The sequence below is a fragment of the Streptomyces sp. NPDC002088 genome (assembly GCF_040296605.1).
GTDB lineage: Bacteria > Actinomycetota > Actinomycetes > Streptomycetales > Streptomycetaceae > Streptomyces.
In genome coordinates this window covers 644,229-661,077 of record NZ_JBEOXO010000002.1, presented here as the reverse complement: position 1 = coordinate 661,077, position 16,849 = coordinate 644,229, and the positions used below count along the sequence as shown (strand labels likewise).

15 protein-coding genes, 1 tRNA gene and 1 pseudogene are annotated in these 16,849 nt (G+C 71.4%); 8 read left to right on the top strand and 9 right to left on the bottom strand.

What is annotated here, in order from left to right:
• Nucleotides 1-129 precede the first annotated feature (129 nt).
• From ABT114_RS06755 to ABT114_RS06740, 4 genes are all read right to left on the bottom strand, one after another.
• Entirely contained in the window at nucleotides 130-1,296 is a 1,167-nt protein-coding gene (locus tag ABT114_RS06755; RefSeq protein WP_351139317.1) for a lipid-transfer protein, read from the bottom strand.
• A complete protein-coding gene (locus ABT114_RS06750) occupies nucleotides 1,293-1,688 on the bottom strand; it encodes a MaoC family dehydratase (RefSeq protein WP_351139539.1) in 396 nt (131 codons plus the stop codon). Before ABT114_RS06750 ends, ABT114_RS06755 begins: the two co-directional genes overlap by 4 nt.
• Nucleotides 1,689-1,693: 5 nt before the next feature.
• On the bottom strand, nucleotides 1,694-2,650 hold the full coding sequence (locus ABT114_RS06745; RefSeq protein ID WP_351139315.1) for a bifunctional MaoC family dehydratase N-terminal/OB-fold nucleic acid binding domain-containing protein: 957 nt from the start codon (nucleotides 2,648-2,650) through the stop codon (nucleotides 1,694-1,696).
• A 382-nt stretch (nucleotides 2,651-3,032) separates the two neighbouring features.
• Entirely contained in the window at nucleotides 3,033-3,347 is a 315-nt protein-coding gene (locus ABT114_RS06740) for a hypothetical protein (RefSeq protein WP_351139313.1), read from the bottom strand.
• A 368-nt stretch (nucleotides 3,348-3,715) separates the two neighbouring features.
• Here ABT114_RS06740 and ABT114_RS06735 point away from each other — a divergent pair, with 368 nt between their 5' ends.
• Nucleotides 3,716-4,582, top strand: coding sequence for a bifunctional DNA primase/polymerase (locus ABT114_RS06735; protein ID WP_351139311.1), 867 nt, complete (start codon nucleotides 3,716-3,718; stop codon nucleotides 4,580-4,582).
• A gap of 62 nt (nucleotides 4,583-4,644) precedes the next feature.
• Nucleotides 4,645-5,172 carry an SMI1/KNR4 family protein gene (locus ABT114_RS06730; RefSeq protein ID WP_351139309.1) on the top strand — a complete coding sequence of 176 codons (528 nt, stop codon included), beginning with the start codon at nucleotides 4,645-4,647 and terminating at the stop codon, nucleotides 5,170-5,172.
• Between the two features lie 89 nt (nucleotides 5,173-5,261).
• On the opposite strand, the gene ABT114_RS06725 is transcribed toward ABT114_RS06730, so the two are convergent.
• Nucleotides 5,262-5,348, bottom strand: a tRNA-Ser gene (locus tag ABT114_RS06725).
• A gap of 71 nt (nucleotides 5,349-5,419) precedes the next feature.
• Nucleotides 5,420-6,907, bottom strand: a complete 1,488-nt coding sequence (locus ABT114_RS06720; protein WP_351139307.1) for a S1C family serine protease — start codon at nucleotides 6,905-6,907, stop codon at nucleotides 5,420-5,422.
• A 258-nt stretch (nucleotides 6,908-7,165) separates the two neighbouring features.
• Here ABT114_RS06720 and ABT114_RS06715 point away from each other — a divergent pair, with 258 nt between their 5' ends.
• From ABT114_RS06715 to ABT114_RS06705, 3 genes are all read left to right on the top strand, one after another.
• Complete coding sequence (locus tag ABT114_RS06715; protein ID WP_351139305.1) at nucleotides 7,166-7,993, top strand: glycerophosphodiester phosphodiesterase; 828 nt, start codon at nucleotides 7,166-7,168, stop codon at nucleotides 7,991-7,993.
• 148 nt (nucleotides 7,994-8,141) lie between these two features.
• A complete protein-coding gene (locus ABT114_RS06710) occupies nucleotides 8,142-8,843 on the top strand; it encodes an ATP-binding protein (RefSeq protein ID WP_351139303.1) in 702 nt (233 codons plus the stop codon).
• Between the two features lie 196 nt (nucleotides 8,844-9,039).
• The gene (locus tag ABT114_RS06705) at nucleotides 9,040-10,005 is read left to right on the top strand and encodes a DUF5926 family protein (RefSeq protein WP_351139301.1); all 966 of its coding nucleotides are present in this window, start codon (nucleotides 9,040-9,042) and stop codon (nucleotides 10,003-10,005) included.
• Between the two features lie 288 nt (nucleotides 10,006-10,293).
• On the opposite strand, the gene ABT114_RS06700 is transcribed toward ABT114_RS06705, so the two are convergent.
• Both ABT114_RS06700 and ABT114_RS06695 read right to left on the bottom strand, forming a co-directional pair.
• Nucleotides 10,294-10,989, bottom strand: a complete 696-nt coding sequence (locus tag ABT114_RS06700; protein WP_351139299.1) for a hypothetical protein — start codon at nucleotides 10,987-10,989, stop codon at nucleotides 10,294-10,296.
• A 55-nt stretch (nucleotides 10,990-11,044) separates the two neighbouring features.
• Nucleotides 11,045-11,710 carry a bifunctional DNA primase/polymerase gene (locus tag ABT114_RS06695; protein ID WP_351139297.1) on the bottom strand — a complete coding sequence of 222 codons (666 nt, stop codon included), beginning with the start codon at nucleotides 11,708-11,710 and terminating at the stop codon, nucleotides 11,045-11,047.
• A gap of 514 nt (nucleotides 11,711-12,224) precedes the next feature.
• Here ABT114_RS06695 and ABT114_RS06690 point away from each other — a divergent pair.
• The 3 genes and pseudogenes from ABT114_RS06690 to ABT114_RS06680 all read left to right on the top strand — a co-directional run.
• Nucleotides 12,225-13,757: a PP2C family protein-serine/threonine phosphatase gene (locus ABT114_RS06690; protein ID WP_351139537.1), complete on the top strand. Its 1,533-nt coding sequence runs from the start codon at nucleotides 12,225-12,227 to the stop codon at nucleotides 13,755-13,757.
• Nucleotides 13,758-13,975: 218 nt separating this feature from the next.
• A complete protein-coding gene (locus ABT114_RS06685) occupies nucleotides 13,976-15,442 on the top strand; it encodes an aminopeptidase P family protein (protein ID WP_351139295.1) in 1,467 nt (488 codons plus the stop codon).
• Between the two features lie 100 nt (nucleotides 15,443-15,542).
• Nucleotides 15,543-15,995: pseudogene (locus tag ABT114_RS06680) on the top strand (GntR family transcriptional regulator); the annotation flags it as partial.
• Nucleotides 15,996-16,022: 27 nt separating this feature from the next.
• On the opposite strand, the gene ABT114_RS06675 reads toward ABT114_RS06680, so the two are convergent.
• A complete protein-coding gene (locus tag ABT114_RS06675; RefSeq protein ID WP_351139293.1) occupies nucleotides 16,023-16,847 on the bottom strand; it encodes a triphosphoribosyl-dephospho-CoA synthase in 825 nt (274 codons plus the stop codon).
• Nucleotides 16,848-16,849 lie beyond the last annotated feature (2 nt).

Here is a 16,849-nt window from a genome sequence, read left to right as displayed (position 1 = left end):
AGCCCTACTCCGGCGGATCGGCCGCAGGTCCCGAAGCAGACTCCGCCTCAGGTTGTAGGGGTGGTGCTGGCTCCACCTCCTGAAGGTGGACGAGCAGCCGGGGCCTACTGCGGGATCGCCCCTGGGGGCTCAGTCGTCCGCGGCAAGGACCAGGCCTGACGTCGGCACACCGGTCCCCGCGGTCACCAGGACCCGGCCCGCGCCGGGTATTCGGTTCACGGACGTGCCGCGCAGTTGCCGTACCGCCTCCGCGATGCCGTTCATCCCATGGAGGTAGGCCTCCCCGAGCTGGCCGCCGTGGGTGTTGAGCGGGAGCCGCTCCTCGGCGACGAAGTCCGCGGCCTCTCCCGGCGCGCAGAAGCCGAACTCCTCCAGCTGCATCAGCACGAACGGGGTGAAGTGGTCGTACAGGATCCCCACGTCGATGTCGGCCGACGTGAGCCCCGACGTCCGCCACAACTGGCGGGCCACCACGCCCATCTCCGGGAGCCCGGTCAGGTCGTCGCGGTAGAAGCTGGTCATCTGCTCCTGCGCTCGGCCGGCGCCCTGGGCGGCGGCCGCGACGACGGCCGGGGGGTGCGGCAGGTCGCGGGCCCGCTCCACGGAGGTGACCACGACCGCCTGCCCGCCGTCCGTCTCCTGGCAGCAGTCCAGCAGTCGCAACGGCTCGACGATCCAACGGGAGGCCGCGTGGTCGGCGAGGGAGATGGGTCTGCCGTGGAAGTACGCCGCCGGGTTGGTCGCCGCGTACTTCCGGTCCACCACGGCCACGTGCCCGAATGCCTCTGGGGTCAGCCCGTAGGTGTGCAGATAGCGCTGGGCCGCCATCGCCACCCAGGAGGCCGGGGTGAGCAGCCCGAACGGCAGCGACCAACCGAGAGCCGCGCCTTCCGCCGACGGTTCCCGGTGCTGGACCCCCGAGCCGAAGCGGCGCCCCGACCGCTCGTTGAAGGCCCGGTAGCAGACCACCACCTCCGCGACCCCCGCCGCCACCGCCAGCGCCGCCTGCTGGACTGTCGCACAGGCCGCCCCGCCGCCGTAGTGCACACGGGAGAAGAAGGACAACTCACCCATCCCGCAGGCTTGGGCCACGGTGATCTCCGGGTTGGTGTCCATCGTGAACGTGACCAGCCCGTCCACGTCGTCCGGCGTCAGCCCCGCGTCCTCCAGCGCCGCGCGCACCGCCTCCGCCGCCAGCCGCAGCTCGCTGCGCCCCGAGTCCTTGGAGAACTCCGTGGCCCCGATACCGACGATCGCCGCCCGCCCGCCCAGGGCGTCCCGGTTCCGTACGCTCATCCCGCGCCTCCCGACGGGACGGTCACCGTCACCGTGCCGGTCACATGCCGACCGATGCCGTTCGCCCCGACCACCCGGACCGTGACGGTGTCGCCGTCGACCTCCTCCACTGTGCCGGTCAACACCATCGTGTCTCCCGGATAGTTGGGTGCCCCGAGCCGGATGGCCACCTTGCGGAGCATCGACGTGGGACCGAAGTGGTCCGTGATGTACCTGCCGACCAGGCCGTTGGTGGTCAGGATGTTCATGAAGATGTCGGGGGATCCCTTGCCGCGGGCCAGCTCCGGGTCGTGGTGCACGTCCTGGTAGTCGCGGGAGGCGATGGCTCCGGCGACGATCAGCGTGCGGGTGATCTCGATCTCCAGCGGCGGCAGTTCCGCACCCGTCGTCATGGCCTTCATGAGACCGCCTCCCTGGCGCGGAAGACCGGCAGCACCAACTCATCGTCGTAGGAATGGAATTCGAGCTGCACCGGCATCCCTATCCGCACCTTGTCGTACGGCACCCCGATCACGTTGCTGACGATCCGCACGCCCTCGGCCAGCTCGATGAGGCCGACCGCATAGGGGCCTGCCGCGTCAGCGGCGTGATCGGAAGGCGTGAAGGCCGGAAAGGGCGGGTGGTGCATGACCACGTACGAGTAGACCGAGCCCTCGCCGCTCGCCTCGACCGTGTCCCAGTCCGGACAGCCGCAGGCGTTGCAGCCGGGCAGCCAGGGGTGGCGCAGGGTCCCGCACCCCGTGCAGCGCTGGATGAGCAGCCGGTGCTGCGCCACGCCCTCCCAGAAGCCGGCGTTGTCACGGTTGACGACCGGGCGGGGGCGACGGGACTTCGGTTTCTGGCGTGCGGGCTTGTACTTGAGGATGCGGAAGCGGTGTGTGCCTACGAGCTCGGCACCCACGCGCACGTCCATCCTGGTCGTGACGAAGTACCCGGTGCCCAGCTTGGTCGTCTTCCGCTCCGAGACCGACTCGATCACCGCATCGAAGGTGACCTCGTCACCCGGGTACAGAGGCCGCAGATACTCCTGCTCGCAGTCGGTGGCGACGACCGATGTGCAGCCTGCCTCGTCGAGCAGGGCGAGCAGTTCGTCGTACGCCTCCGTCCGCCCCGTGCGCCCCGTCTCCCCTGTGTGACCGGTCTGCCCCGTGCGGCCGAGGCCGGCCATGGTCCACACCTGGAGCATGGCGGGCGGGGCGACGGCGTCAGGCCCCTCGTACGCCGGACTGGTGTCGCCCATCGCCTCGCACCAGTGCCGGATCATCGGCGCGTTGACGGGGTCCTTGCCGACACCGGCGACCGCGGCCGGCCGTCCCTCGTACGCCTTCAGTCTCACGCCCCACTCGTCGCTCATCGCTCACCACCGCCCCCTCGTCGATCCGCGCCGCGTCGCGCTGACATATCTGGTACACCGCGCCCGCCGCAGCGGTTCCCACGATCTCCGCGAAGATTTCTGACTGTCCGTCAGATCCTGTGCAGTGTCAAGGTACTGAGACAGGAACCGAGGCATTGAGACACCGAGGCACTGATGCGGCACCGCCCCCCGCCCTACGCCTCCCACCCCCTGCTCCTGCCCCTGCCGCCCTCACCTCCTCACCCCTCGCCCCCGAAAGCACCTGTGCGGCGGCGCCGAAGCACCGCCGCACAGACGCGTTACACCCCCACAGAGCACACCCGGCACGGGAGTCGAGGGGCGGGCGGCCGGAGCCGGCGCACCGGCCGCCCGACCCCTCAGATCACCACCACAGTGGCGCGAAGCTGACGGCGACGTTCTCGTTGCCCTGGTTGATGGCCGTGAACGCGGACCCGTTGACCTGGGCGGTATTGCTCTGGTTCGAGGCGCCGGAGCCGACCGCCTGCTGCTGCGTGGTGGACGAGTTGCCGTAGTTGTCGAGCCCGACCCCGCTGCCGGAGACGCTCGCGGCGCCCGCGTTCGATCCGTTGTCCGCGAGGGCGCCGTTGTCCGCCGCCGCGACCCCGGTGAACAGGGCGGCCGCGAGCGGAAGGGCGGAGACGGCGGCGAGAACGCGGGCAGTACGGATGCTTGCCATGTTGTTCCTCCAGAACCAATGACACATCCGGGCTCATGACCGGAAGTGCGTGAAGTACGGCTTCTTTCAAGGCAGTTGGCCGACCGCCTCGGCTTTGTGCACGACGTCGCGAGATCAGAGTTGCCCACCGAATCCCCGGCGAACCACCCCGGACACCGCTATTCGCCCTCAAGCGTGAGGACAAGTCGATAAACCCTTTTCGTCACCTTCCCTGCCTCAACATCCCAGCTCAGGGCAGTACGGATGCTTCCTCCCCAAGCGCCACAAGAGCTGAAGCGTTCACTCACATTTCCAGCCATTCCCCCGGGCCCGGCGCGTCGCGGCCCTCCCCTCTTCCCTTTTTCGAACGTACGTACGAGCATGAAGGTATGGCCACCACCGACCGGCAGGCCACGACGCTGGCCCTCGCACACGCCCTGTCAGCCGCCGAACGCGGCCTGGCCGTCATCCCCCTGTCCCGGACGAAACTCCCGGCCCTGCGCTCCCCCCACCGATCCGACCCGACCGCCCCGCCCTGCCACGGCGAGTGCGGCCGCTTCGGCCACGGCGTGTACGACGCCTCGACCGACCCCGCACGCATCCGCGCGCTGTTCGCCACCGCGCCCTGGGCGACCGGCTACGGCATCGCCTGCGGTCTGCCCCCGCACCACCTGATCGGCGTCGACCTCGACACCAAGTCCGGTACGGACTCCTCGGCGGCCCTGCGCGAACTGGCCCTGCGCCACCTGTTCACGATCCCGCCCACGGTCGTCGTCCTCACCCCGTCCGGCGGCCGCCACCTCTGGCTGACCGGCCCACCGGACGTCGTCGTCCCCAACTCCGCCGGCCGCCTCGCCCCCGGCATCGACATCCGCGGCGCCGGCGGCTACCTCGTCGGCCCCGGCTCCCGCACCGACCACGGCGTCTACGGCACCGCCCCGGGCTCCGCCCACCTCGCCCCCGCGCCCTGCCCGGCCGCCCTCCTACGCCTGCTGCTCCCCCCGCCCCGCACACACCACCCCACGCCCGCCTCTTCCGGCGGCCACGGCCAGGGCCTGGTCCAGTTCGTCCTCGCGGCCCACGAGGGGCAGCGCAACACCCGCCTGTTCTGGGCGGCCTGCCGCGCCTACGAGAACGGCATCGGCCCCGCCCTCGTCGCCCCCCTGATCGACGCGGCCCTGGGCACGGGCCTGACCGAACGCGAGGCCCGAGCCACGATCGCCTCGGCGGCCCGGCTGACGGGGCACCGGCCGTGAGGGGAAGGGTGCGCGTGTCCTTACGCGTGCGTGCCCTTGTGCCCAGTCGCTAGCCTGCGCGCATGACGCCCACCGATGACCGCAGCTTCCCCATCGCGCTCGCGGCTGCCATGGCGGAGCCGTTCGATTACGCCGACGGTGACGGGATCGACTTCGAGCCCTTCGATGCCTTCCTCTCCGCCGAGGAGACCACCGACTGGTTCCGGGCCTGGACCGGCAACGGGGAGGCCGACGGCGACGCCTTCCGCGTCTTCGGCAAGGACGGCTCCGGCGGCTACGCCGCGTTCTGGCTGGTCCGCCCTGAGCCGGCAGTCGCCGACCAGCCCGTCGTCTTCCTCGGCTCCGAGGGGGAGACCGGCGTCATCGCGCGTGACCTGGGCGACTTCCTGTGGCTCCTGGCCGCCGGACTCGGCCCCTGGGAAGCGGCGACCCCCTACGACAGCGACCGCGTCCCGCGCCCCGACGTGCAACTGGCAGCGGTCGCCCGACAGTTCGCCCCGGGCCGCCGACAGTCGGCCGCCACCCTGGTCGAACTGGCCGGCCGGGAGTTCCCCGACTTCGACGACGTCGTGATGGAGTTGTGCCGCTGAGTCCGGCGACACCGGCTCGGGGTCGTGCCCGAGCACACAGAAGGGGTGCCCCGAGACGGGGGCACCCCTTCTGCTCAAACGTCGATCTGCGGAGGCGGTGAGATTCGAACTCACGGTGACATCGCTGCCACGACGGTTTTCAAGACCGTTCCCTTAGGCCGCTCGGGCACGCCTCCCCGCGTCGCCGATCACGGGCGACGCGGGGACAAGAGTAACGGGTTGGCGCGCGTGTGAGTCGGTCCGTTCGTCAGCTGTCGCCCTCACGGGAGCCCAGGGTGACCTCGACGGTGTGGGTCTTGCCGTCGCGCTCGTAGGTGATTGTGACCTTGTCGCCGGGCTTGTGGGTCCAGATCTCGCCGATCAGGGTGGGGCCGCTGTCGATCACGTGGTCGTCGAGCTTGGTGATGACGTCGCCCGACTTCAGGCCCGCCTTGTCGGCGGGGCCGCCGGACTCGACGGAGGAGGCGCCGCCGGCGCCCTGGTCGGTGATCTTCGCGCCGCCCGTGGTGTCCTCCAGCGAGACGGAGGCGCCGATCTTCGCGTAGACCGGCTTGCCGGTCTTGATCAGCTGCTGGGCGACGTACTTGGCCTGGTTGATCGGGATGGCGAAGCCCAGGCCGATCGAGCCGGACTGGCTGGTGCCGCCCAGGCCGCCGCTGCCGGTGGACTGGATCGCGGAGTTGATGCCGATGACGTTGCCCTGGGCGTCGAGGAGCGGGCCGCCGGAGTTGCCCGGGTTGATCGAGGCGTCCGTCTGCAGGGCGCTCATGTAGGACGCCTGGCTGCCGGTGCCGTCGCTGGAGGCCACCGGGCGGTCCTTGGCGCTGATGATGCCCGTCGTCACCGTGTTGGACAGGCCGAAGGGGGCACCGATGGCGATGGTGGAGTCGCCGACGGCCACCTCGTCCGAGTTGCCGAGGGTCAGCGGCTTGAGGTCCGACGGGGCGTTCTTGAGCTTGATGACCGCCACGTCGTAGCCCTGAGCGTGGCCGACGACCTCGGCGTCGTACTTCTTGCCGTTGGGGAAGGTGGCCGTGAGCTTGCCGCCGTCGACCGCGTCGGCGACGACGTGGTTGTTGGTGACGATGTGGCCCTCGGTGTCGAAGACGAAGCCCGTGCCCGTGCCGCCCTCGCCGCTGGTGGACTCGGCCTCGATCGTGACAGTGCTCGGCAGCGCCTTGGCGGCCACGGCCGCGATCGTGCCCGGGTCGCGCTTGACGGCGCCACCGCTGGTCGAGGAGGAGACGGTCGTCGAGCCGCTGGTGTCGTCGTTCTTGGCCAGCGTGTAGCCGAGGCCGCCGCCCAGGCCGCCCGCTACGAGCGCGGCCACCAGGATCGCCGCGACCAGGCCGCCGCGCCCGCCGCCGGACTTGGGCGCGGGCGGCTGCTGGTACGAGGAGCCCCAGCCGGATCCCGCACCGGCGCCGCCGTCGGCGTACGCGGGCGTGGCGGGCGGCGGGGGCGGCCAGCCGCTCTCGGGGGCGGATCCGGTGTTCTGAGCGCCGTCGTGCGGGCCCGCCGAGGCGTACGCGGGCGCGTGCCCGGCGTGCACAAGGTCCTGTTCCGGGGCGCCGGTGGCGTCCTGCGTCGGCGCCTGCGCGGGCGTCGGCGCCGGAGTCGTGGGTGCCCCGCCCTCGGGCGCGGCGGCCTGCGGGGAAGCCGCGGGAGATGCCACCGGCACGGGGGGTGCAGACGGGGCCGGGGGTACCGGGGTGCCCTCGTTCTCGGTGCTCACAGCTCTTCTCCTCGATCCACGGCTGTTGTTCTCGGTCGCACTCGGTCACGCTCGTTCACGCTTGTCGTCGGCCCGGCGCGCTGCAGCTGTGCATGTGCATTTGTATGCCGTCAGCTTTTCCCACGGGCCGTCAGAGCACCATAAGCGGTGGCTGTGGATACCCGACCATTCTTTATATGCGACATTCTGCTCTGAACGGACACTTTTTCGGATCCCTCCGGCCCGACGCACACCCCGTGCCGGTGGCACCATGACGCGGTGACCCACGCACGGCAGCACCACATTCAAGTCGTCGCCCACCGAGGGGCCTCCGAGGAGGCTCCCGAGCACACCCTTGCCGCGTACAAGAAGGCGATCGAGGACGGCGCGGACGCTCTCGAGTGCGATGTCCGGCTGACCGCGGACGGCCATCTCGTCTGCGTGCACGACCGCCGCATCAACCGTACGTCCAACGGCCGCGGGGCGGTGTCCGCCCTGGAGCTCGCCGAGCTCTCGGCACTGGACTTCGGCTCCCGGAAGAAGCGGGACCTCTGGCACACGCGCGACGAGGAGCCCGACTGGGAGTTCCGGCCCGAGGATCCCGAGGACACCTCCGTTCTCACCCTGGAACGGCTGCTCGAACTCATCGCCGACTCGGGACGGCGGGTGGAGCTGGCCATCGAGACCAAGCACCCCACGCGCTGGGCCGGGCAGGTCGAGGAGCGCCTCCTGCTGCTCCTGAAGCGGTTCGGCCTGGACGCACCGGCCGCCGACGTCGAGTCGGCGGTACGCGTCATGAGCTTCTCGGCGCGCTCGCTGCATCGCGTCCGGGCCGCCTCGCCGACGCTGCCCACGGTGTACCTGATGCAGTTCGTCTCGCCCCGGCTGCGCGACGGACGGCTGCCGGCGGGTGTCCGGATCGCGGGCCCCTCGATCCGGATCGTGCGCAATCACCCGGCGTACATCGAGCGTCTGAAGCGGGCGGGCCACCCGGTGCACGTGTGGACCGTGAACGAGCCCGAGGACGTCGATCTCTGCGTCGACCTGGACATCGACGCCATCATCACCAACCGCCCGCGCGCGGTGCTTGATCAGCTGGGTCGCTGACACAGCGCTGACACAGCTGCCCCATGAAACGAACCTTGACCCAGGCGTTTCACTGAAGCATCCTCCGATCTCAGCCATACCGACGAAATCCAGCCACTCGATAACAGGGAGTGCTCCGGCGCGTTCGGTCCGTGTTCGATCGTTGCGAATGCGTCACCGGACGTGGATTGGCCGGTTTCCGGTACAGGCCGATGGGGCATCCACACCGTGGCGTGGGGCGAAGGAGGTCTCGGGGGTGGCGTTGGTGGTGGCACAGGAGGTGCCCACGTCGTCGAGCATGGCCGTACCCCATGGCCCTGCGGGCGTGGGGGTAGCAAGACACCGGATGCGTGATCAGTTGCGCAGTGGTGGCGTGTCGGAACCGGTCATCGACGACGCCGTACTGATCCTTTCCGAACTTTTGAGCAATGCGTGCAAGCACGGTCGGCCGCTGGGCGACGCGCCGGCCGGGGACGGCGATGTCCGAGCCGCGTGGCGCGTGGACGCGGGCGGCCGGCTGGTCGTCGAGGTGACGGACGGCGGCGGTCCGACCCGCCCGGCTCCGGCCACCCCTTCGGTCACCGCGCACGGCGGCCGAGGACTGAACATCATCACGGCACTGGCCGACGACTGGGGCGTCCGGGACGACGCCCGAGGCGAGGTCACCGTGTGGGTCGTCGTCCACGACGACGTCCATGATCCCGACGCCGGGTGCCGACGCGCCGACTTCGCCGCGCGCGTCACAGCGCCGTCCGTGTCGGCGTCCGTACCGCCGTCCGTGTCGGAGTCCGTGTCGCCGTCCGTGCCGGCGATGCGGGAGCTTTCCTTCGCGGACGCGTTCGACGACCTGGACCAGGACCAATGGCGGTGACTTAAGGACTCGCCAGGACTCGCCGGGACCTGCCAGACCCCTCAGGACCCGCCTTTCGGATCGGAGGCTGCGGGGCGGGCACGGCACCGGTCGCGGGACACCGCTCCCGTGCGTCGTCCACAGGGTCCCGTGGGTTCTCGTACGAGCGGCTAGGCTCCCGCCCGTACAGACGAGCCGTAATCGGGAGACACCCACGATGGCCAAGAAGCGACCCCAGACGACGGCCAAGCGGCCGCAGCTCAGTGATGCGGAGATCCCGGTCGTCGGCGCCCGCGAACCCTGCCCCTGCGGCAGCGGCCGCCGCTACAAGGCGTGCCACGGCCGGGCCGCCGCACAGGCCGCGGCCGAGCTGGTGCACCGCCCCTTCGAGGGACTGGCGGGCGAATGCGACTGGGTCGCGCTGCGCGAGCTGGTGCCCGCGGCCACGGTCGAGCTGACGTTGAAGGACGGCCTGCCCGAGGACGTCCCCTCGGTCACGCTGGCCACGGTGCTGCCCATGGCGTGGCCCGCCCTGCGTCGTGACGACGGCTCGGTGCTGCTGGGCCTGCAGAACGACACGGCGTCGGGCGACATCAGCCGCGACCTCGCCGACACGCTCCTGCGCGCGCTGGAAGCGCAGCCCGGCACCCCGGTGCAGGGCCGCCGCGCCCCGGCGGACGGTCCACGACTGCAGGATCTCCTCGACCCCGAAGGCGCGTTCGAGCCAGTTGTGCACGACGGCTTCGGATTCTGGGTCCCGGACGCGGAGAACGCCACTCCGGAGGTGACCGCCTCCCTGGAGCGGGCCAACGCCGCGGCCATCCCGACCGTGAAGCTGACCAGCGTGGACGCCGCCTACTGGTGCGAGACCCCCGAGAAGAACCACCTGCGGTGGGTCCTGCCGCACGCCGAGGAACGTCTTCTGGACGCCCTGGCGCGGCTGCACGCGGCGGGCAGCTCCAGCCTCGGCGAGGGCACTCGTCTGGTGGGTTCCTTCCGCGCTCACGGCCTGACAGTGCCTGTCTGGGACCTGCCGAGCGGTGTCGGCGCGGAGGACGTCGAGAAGCCGGCGGCCGAGTTCGCCGAGCGCCTCGCAACGGCCCTGGCCTCGGACGCCCCGCTCACCCCCGACGAGCGTCGCGCGCGTGGCGGACTCACCAACCGACAGGTGACGCTCAGCTGACACACAGGCCCGGCATCCCCTCGGGCTGACCGACCGGTCAGCCCGAGGGGGCCATAGGAAAATCGTGACTCCAGTCACAACTCCCATCAACGGCAGGCCAGTCGGTGTCCGAACAGCCCCGCCACGGAGTGCCGACCGGTGTCCGAATAGCCGAGGGAAACAAGAGATCGAATTTGCGTAGGGCCGATCTCTTGTTACCGTTCCAGTAGCCCGGTTGCTGGTGCATCCCCCGTCGCCAGCAACCGGGCCTTTCCATGCACGGCGCCGTTCACCTAACGCCGCCGCGCATCAACTGCCCGTGCGCAAGCCGGAGTTGCCCTCCGGGTCGCTCGCCGGACCGCCCGCCGGACCGCTCTCGGTGTCGCTCCCGGAGCGAAGCAGCAGCGGGCCGCGCCCGGACCGGCCCGCGAACTCCGCGACCGCCGTGTAGCCGTCCAGTGCCCCCCGGGTGCGCTCGCGGGGCGTCTCGCAGGTCCCCGGCTCGTCCTCGGCGCCCACCGCGCAGTTCATCTGCACCGTGCGCCCGCCGGGCGCCATGACGCTCAGCGCGGCGTCCAGGTCGTCGCCGGTCGCGTTGCGGTAGTAGGTGCGCGCCCAGGTGTCCTCGCCCTGCGTCAGGACACAGGTCTGCGCCTCGATGCCGTCCGGGGAGGTGAGTTCAGGGCCGCAGCGGACGGCGGTGGCCAGACCCAGGCCGAGCAACAGCGGGGAGCGGCCAGGACCGGCGGACGGCGCTTTCTCGTCGCCGACGGAACCGACGGACCCTGAGGAACCGACGGACCCTGAGGAACCGACGGAACCGGAGGAACCGACGGAACCGGAGGAGTCAGAAGAGCCGGCCGCGGGACCGTCACCGTGCGCTGACGAACGTACGACCGACCGCCCCTCGTCCGCGCGCCCCACCGGCCCCGCTGACGCCACGGCCAGCGGCAGCGCCACTGCGCCTGCCACGACGCCCGCGAGGGCGAGGAGACGAACATTCATAAAGGGAAGATAACGACCCGAGGCGGGCGCCCCGTCCGGCGCGCGCCCGACACCCCTACAACTCGGGCGCGCTCACACCCGTACGAGTGAGAGCCTCAACCACCGCGCCCACCACGGCCTCGACGTCGGGCACCCAGGGCGAGGCGGAACCGGGCAGCGGCGCACGCTCCCAGTGGATGGCACCCTGGCCGGTCTCGGACGGCGGCAGGGCGAGATAGCCGCCCTCGCCGTGGAAGCGGAGGGAGCCGGGGACGAAGTCCTGGGCGTACAGCAGTTCGCCCAACTGCTCCATGGAGTAGGGCCGTACGAGCAGCGCCCAGCGGGTGGGCGAGGCGACGACCGGGCCGAGGCGCATGCCCTTGCGGTCGAGTGCGGCGAGGGCGTGCGCGGCCGCGAGGGCTGGGAGGCTGACCGCGCAGGGGGCCTTACCGCCGGTGGCGAGGACGATCGGCGCCGTGGGGCGGTTGGTCCACCACCAGCGCACCATGCGCGCGTCGGTGGTGGCCGCGAGGAGGCCGGGATCGAAGGGATGCGCACCGGGCACCGTGCACTCCGGGTCGGGGCAGCCGCAGCGGGCACGCCCCTGCGGGTCCGCCGCCACACCCGGGAGTACGGGCCACTGCCATTCCGTCGCGAAAGTCAGGGCCGTGCTGATCAACTCAGGCCCCCCGTCGCCGCGCGGGGACAGGAGCCTGCGTCGCCTTCCGAGGATCTCGCGCATGAGCGCTCGTTCCTTTCCGTTGCACGCCTGGCAACACCGTGGGCCACATCACACCATGTGTCGATCACTTCACTGTGCGTACCTGTTGGCGCATCACACCCTTGTCGGAGACAAGGGGAACCCCTATGGGCCGAACGTTGGCTGCGTCCGCGGCCGTTCCGTCCACACTGCGTCTATCAAATGCATGGGCGTGGCGTGGGGTGGCGAAGTCTGGCGTTTTGCCGTCGCGCGTTTTTCTCTCCGCCTCCGCCACGGGAGGATGGGGTTCGGTCGTCGGTGGCTAAGACGCCCGGGTCGGTCACCAGGTTCCGGATGGTTCCCAACCGCCCCTGGCCCTTACCGAGTACGTACCCATCACGACCGCTGTGACGCTCCGTGGAGCAAGCCCAGTCGACCGCAATCACCCGTTACCCGAGGCAGTTTTAAGCCAACTTTGCCTTTCCGCAAGGGGTGCAGGAGGAACTCATCAGAAGTCACCCAGAACCCCATGGACACCAGGAATCCCAGCAGGACAATGCTGGACATCCCCTCACGAGTGCGTGTACATGTGGAGACACTGCTAGCGGCGCAGAATGACATGGGGGTTTGCGATGCTTTTCAGCAATACGCACCGGTCGGAAAGCCGGATGACATGAATGCCCCTCACCCTCCGAAAGTGGCCGGAATCGATTCAACGGTTCCCTCACCCGCACACACTGTCGCGCCCGCGCCCGCCGTCCCGGGCGCCTCTCCCGTCTCCTCTCCCGTCCCCTCCCCCACTCCGCCCGGCACCCTGCTCCAGGACCGGCTCGCCGGCTGGGTCTCGGACCTCACCACGCTGCACGAGCTCACCGAACGTCTGGTCCGTACGGACTCGCTCTCCGACGCGCTCCAGGAACTGCTGCGCGCCGGCACCGCCCTGGTGGGCGCCCGGCGCGGACTCGTCGTGCTGGAACCCGCCGACGGACTCGGCCCCGACACCACCATCGGCCTGGGCCTCGCCCGCGCCGACCTCGGTCACATGGAGACCGTGCCGCGCAGCGCCATGCCCCACGGCACGCTCCTCGACACCGACGCCGGACTGCCCGGCGGCAAGAGCGAGATCGTCCGGCCCGACCTGTTCGCCGAGGACGGACTGGACCCCCGCCACCGCGAGGTGGCCGCCCGCCTCGGCTACGCCGCCAGCTACGCGCTCCCCCTGTCCACCGAGACCGCGGGCCGCCTCGGCGCTGCCGTGTGGCTCTACGACGAGCCCGCCGAGCCGGTCGAGCGCCAGCGCCACCTTGTCGGCCTGTACACCCGCTACGCCACCGAACACCTCGCCCGGCTCGTCGAGGTGGAGCGCACGCGCGCGTGCATGGCGACGATGTCCGAGGAGCTGCTGCCCTCTCGGCTGCCCCGGGTCTGCGGCGTCCAGCTCGCCGTCCGGCACCGCACCGGCCCGCGCGGCGGCGGCGACTGGTACGACGCGCTGCCGCTGCCCGACGCCGCGCTGGGCCTGGCCGTCGGGTCGGTCACCGGGTCCGGGCCGAGCGCGATCGCCGCGATGGGCCGGCTGCGCGCGTCCTTGCGGGCGTACGCCGTGATGGAGGGCGAGGACCCCGTCGCCGTCCTGTCCGACCTGGAGCTGCTGCTCAGGCTCACCGAGCCCGCCCGCTCCGCCACCGCTCTGTTCGCCTACTGCGAACCCGCGCTGCGCAAGATCACCCTGGCCGGCGCCGGGCACTGCCCGCCGCTGGTGCTCGGCAAGCGGCGCACGGAGTTCGTGGAGACCTCCGTCTCGGCGCCGCTCGGGATGCTCGCCTGCTGGGAGGCGCCCGGAGTGGAGTTCCAGCCGGAGCCGGGAGAGACGGTTCTGCTCTACACCGACGGGCTGCTGCACCGTACCGGCGACTCCGTGGACCGGGCCTTCGCCCGGCTGCACGCGGCGGCGGCGGGCGTCCCCAGGGGACTGCGGCACGCCCCGGACGCCGTCGCCGAGCACGTGCTGCGCACCATGCTGCCGGACGGGCTGGACGTGGCGGACAGCGCGGAGGACGTGGTGCTGCTGGCGGCTCGCTTCGAGTGATCTCCTGGCGATCTCCCCGGCGATCCGTCGGCTTTCCGTCGGCGATCCGCCCGGTGTTCCGTCGGCGATCCCCCGGGGATCCGTCGGCGATCCGCCCGGTGTTCCGTCGGTGATCCCCCGGCGAGCCGTCGGCGATCCCCCGGTAACAGGCCCTTGGGCCCTGGGCTCTCCTACGTCCGACCGTACGATGGAGGAGGTCCAGTGCCGTATCAAGGAGGATGACCGTGGCGGACGAGCTCACCCCGGAGACCCCGGAGACTGAGTCGGAAGAGCCCATCAAGCAGCGTAAGAACGGCCTGTACCCGGGCGTGTCCGACGAGCTCGCCGAGAACATGAAGTCCGGCTGGGCCGACACGGAGCTGCGCGGCCTGGAGCCGATCCCGCAGGCCGCCGAGACCGCCGCCCGCCGTGCCGCGCTGTCCGCGCGTTTCCCCGGCGAGCGTCTGGTCGTGCCCGCGGGCAATCTGAAGACCCGCTCGAACGACACCGAGTACGCCTTCCGGGCGTCGGTCGAGTACGCGTACCTCACCGGCAACCTGATCGAGGACGGCGTCCTGGTTCTGGAGCCCACCGCGGAGGGCCACCAGGAGACGATCTACCTCCTGCCGCGCTCGAACCGCGAGGACGGCGAGTTCTGGCTCTCCGGGCAGGGCGAGCTGTGGGTCGGCCGCCGCCACTCCCTCACCGAGTCCGAGGCGCTGTACGGCATCCCCGCATCCGACGTGCGCGAGCTGCCGGACGCGCTGCGCGAGGCCACCGGCCCGGTCCGCGTCGTGCGCGGCTACGACGCCGGCATCGAGGCGGCCCTGACCGACAAGGTCACCGCCGAGCGCGACGAGGAACTGCGCGTCTTCCTCTCCGAGGCCCGTCTGGTCAAGGACGAGTTCGAGGTCGGCGAGCTGCAGAAGGCGGTCGACTCGACCGTGCGCGGCTTCGAGGACGTCGTGAAGGTCCTCGACAAGGCCGAGGCCACCAGCGAGCGCTACATCGAGGGCACGTTCTTCCTCCGCGCGCGCGTGGAGGGCAACGACGTCGGCTACGGCAGCATCGCCGCCGCCGGACCGCACGCCTGCACGCTGCACTGGGTGCGCAACGACGGCCCGGTCCGCTCCGGCGACCTGCTCCTGCTGGACGCGGGCGTCGAGACGCACACGCTGTACACCGCCGACGTCACGCGCACGCTGCCGATCAACGGCCGCTTCAGCGAGATCCAGAAGAAGATCTACGACGCCGTGTACGAGGCCCAGGAGGCCGGTATCGCGGCCGTGCAGCCGGGCGGCAAGTACCGCGACTTCCACGACGCCGCGCAGCGCGTGCTGACCGAGAAGCTCGTCGAGTGGGGCCTGGTCGAGGGCCCGGTCGAGCGGGTTCTGGAGCTCGGTCTGCAGCGCCGCTGGACGCTGCACGGCACCGGTCACATGCTCGGCATGGACGTCCACGACTGCGCGGCCGCCCGGGTCGAGTCGTACGTGGACGGCACGCTGGAGCCCGGTATGGTCCTCACCGTCGAGCCCGGCCTGTACTTCCAGGCCGACGACCTGACGGTTCCCGAGGAGTACCGCGGCATCGGCGTGCGCATCGAGGACGACATCCTGGTCACCGAGGACGGCAACCGGAACCTGTCGGCGGGGCTGCCGCGCCGCTCCGACGAGGTCGAGTCCTGGATGGCGTCGCTGAAGGGCTGATACGACGGCGATGGCCGGGTACCGGTGAGGTGCCCGGCCATTCGCGTGCGCGGAAGCATTCGCGCGCGGGGGATTTCGCGTGCCCAGGGGGAGGGTTCTCGTGAACGACTTCTGGTCCGGTGTCGGCGTCGACCTGCATCTGGAGCCCGACGGAGCGGAAGGGCGGCGTGCGGGCCTCGAACGGGCGCTGCGGGACGCAGTGTGGGACGGGCGGCTGGCGCCCGGGACGCTGCTCCCGGCGACCCGGCGGCTCGCGGCCGAACTGGGGATCTCGCGCAACACCGCGAAGGCGGCCTACGACCAGCTCGTCGCCGAGGGCTATCGCACGGCGCGGCAGGGGTCGGGCACCCAGGTCGCCTCGCTGCCCTCGGCCGACGCCGCGGCTGTGGACGTGGCGGCACGCACGCGTGCGCCCCGTCTCGATCTGCGGCCCGGCAGCCCGGACGTCGGGACGTTCCCGGCGGCGGCCTGGCTTCGGGCGCTGCGCCGTGCCATCGCGACGGCGGCCTCACCTGCCTTGGGCGCAGCCACCCCGGGCAGGGCCTGTCTCAGGCGCGTCCCACCACGGCACACCCTGGCGTCAGGCGCGGGAACCGACGGGTAGCGCGTCCAGGAACAGGGCGCCCGTCAGCAGGCCCGCGCTACCGCGTGGGCTCCATCCGCGGGTATGGAGGTCGGTGTCGAGGGCGGACAGAGCGTCGCGGCCCGTCTGCGTCGCCGTACCGCCGGCCTCCAGGATCGCGCGGGCGCCTGCCTGGACATGGCGCAGCCCCATCGGGCCCGCGGTGTGGAGCAGTTCGGTGTCCTGGAGGGTGGACATCACCGTCAGCAGGGCGTCGAGACGGGCCTGTTCCTCGGTGGCGCCGGCCGAGCGTGCGGCGGCGAGCGCGTCCAACGCCCTTCGCACGTGCGGGAATCCGGCCTTCGCCTCACCCCGGGCCCCGGCCGCACCGTACTTCGCCGACACCGACGATCCCCGCGACGGCCGCCGCGGGCCGCCGCGGTCGGTGTGCGCGGCGATCCGCTTGGCGGTCGCGGCCACCTCGCGCGCCCCCGCGCGGGGGTCGAGGGCGGCCGCCGCGACCAGCAGGCCGAGCGCCCACAGGGCGCCCCGGTGCCCGCCGCCGGCGAGGCCCACCGAGTGCTCGGTGCAGCGCCCTATCGCGCCCAGCTCCGCACGGAGCTGGGGCGTGGGCTCGCCGATGCGGCGGGCGGCGGCGGCCATCGCCGCGAGGCCGGGCGCGAGCGCCTTGGCCGACCAGCGCAGGGAACAGTGGTCCCGGCGTGTGGTCCGAGCGGCGAGATCGCGCGGATCGGGCAGCCCGGGCTTCGGAGCCAGCGCCAGCTGTCCGGTCAGTGCGTCCACCGCGGCCTGCGCCAGCGTCTCGTCCTCGCGGCTCCTCATGG